The sequence below is a fragment of the Mesorhizobium sp. 43Arga genome, from assembly GCF_053714255.1.
This window is the reverse complement of the sequence record NZ_JBSKBO010000040.1, coordinates 1-1,732: the sequence shown is the minus strand read 5'-3', so window position 1 is coordinate 1,732 and position 1,732 is coordinate 1. Positions and strand designations below refer to the sequence as shown.

Genomic DNA, 1,732 nt, shown 5'->3' with positions numbered 1-1,732 from the left:
CGGAAGGATCGCCCATAGAGAGGATGTCCCGGATCCAGAACCTGGACAACCTCAACCAATGATTCATCAGACTCACCAAAGGGGATATTCCTGTAGGCCTTCGCTCGAAGGCATCGACTGGCGAATGCCGCAAAAAACCTGGCGTCCAAGCTCGGCTGGATGAGCAAAACCGCTGGCATGGCGAGGGCGAATATGATTCCCTCGCGCCATGACCGATGCGGCCGATCAGCTTCCCGGTGACCTTGCCAGTGCGCACGCGATGATCCTCGCCGAGCGTGCGGCCCGCCGTGAGGCGCAAGCGCTCGCCGCCCGCGCGCAGGCCGTGAACTCGCACTCGGATGCGCTGATTGCGCGGCTCAGGCTGGAGATCGAGAAGCTGAAGCGCGAGATCCATGGTAGCCGCTCGGAGCGGAAAGCCCGGCTTCTCGAACAGATGGAGCTGCAGCTCGAGGAACTAGAGGCTGATGCCGGCGAAGACGAACTGGCAGCGGATCTGGCTGCGCGGTCATCGACGGTCCGGGCCTTTGAACGCAAGCGCCCGTCAAGAAAGCCGTTTCCCGAGCACCTGCCGCGCGAGCGCGTCGTCATCGCCGCCCCCCGGAACTGCCCGTGCTGCGGTTCGGGGAAGCTGGCCAAGCTTGGCGAGGATATCACCGAGACGCTGGAGGTGATTCCGCGCCAGTGGAAGGTGATGCAGACCGTGCGGGAGAAGTTCACCTGCCGCGAATGCGAGAAGATCGCGCAGCCGCCAGCACCCTTCCACGTGACGCCGCGCGGCTTTGCCGGTCCGAACCTGCTGGCGATGATCCTGTTCGAGAAGTTTGCCCAGCACCAGCCGCTGAACCGGCAAAGCGAGCGCTACACCCGTGAAGGCATCGATCTGAGTGTGTCGACGCTCGCCGACCAGGTTGGCGCGTGTGCCGCGGCGCTGAAGCCGATGCATGCGCTGATCGAGGCGCATGTGCTCGCTGCCGAGCGCCTCCATGGCGATGACACCACCGTGCCGATCCTTGCCCGCGGCAAGACCGATACCGGTCGCATCTGGACCTACGTCAGGGATGACCGGCCGTTCGGCGGAACATCGCCGCCGGCGGCACTGTACTATGCCTCGCGCGACCGGCGGCAGGAGCATCCCGAGCGCCATCTGAAGACTTTTGGCGGCATTCTGCAGGCCGATGCCTATGGCGGCTACAATCCGCTGTTCAAGGGGGATCGCGATCCCAGTCCGCTGACCCAGGCGTTGTGCTGGGCGCATGCGCGCCGCAAGTTCTTCGTACTTGCCGACATCGCCACCAATGCCAAGCGTGGCAGGGACGCAGCGCCGATCTCCCCGATCGCGTTCGAGGCGCTCAAACGCATCGACGCCCTGTTCGATATTGAGCGCGAGATCAACGGGATTTCCGCTGGCGAACGCGTGGAACGCCGCCGGCAGGAAAGCCGCCTTCTCGTCGATGCCCTTGAGGAATGGATGCGGACCGGGCGGGCAAAGCTGTCGCGCAGCTCCCCGGTTGCCGAGCCGATCGACTACATGCTGAAGCGTTGGGATGGCTTCAAGGCCTTCCTTAGCGACGGCCGGATTTGCTTGACGAACAATGCCGCCGAACGGGCGCTGCGTGGTTTTGCGATGCGTGAGTCATTATGCACTCCCTCGTCAAGTATCTGTAAACATTGGAAGCGTGTCCACGTCGGCAACGCGACACGGGCGACCTTTTCGGGCCACCGCCGTTTTGAT

The 1,732-nt window shown here is 63.6% G+C and carries 1 protein-coding gene; it reads left to right on the top strand.

Translation table 11 applies throughout. The features are described from left to right. Positions 1 to 208: 208 nt before the first annotated feature. Positions 209 to 1,732 (top strand): IS66 family transposase (gene tnpC / locus ACWGS8_RS35105; protein ID WP_454585198.1); only part of this gene is annotated, 1,524 nt, incomplete at its 3' end.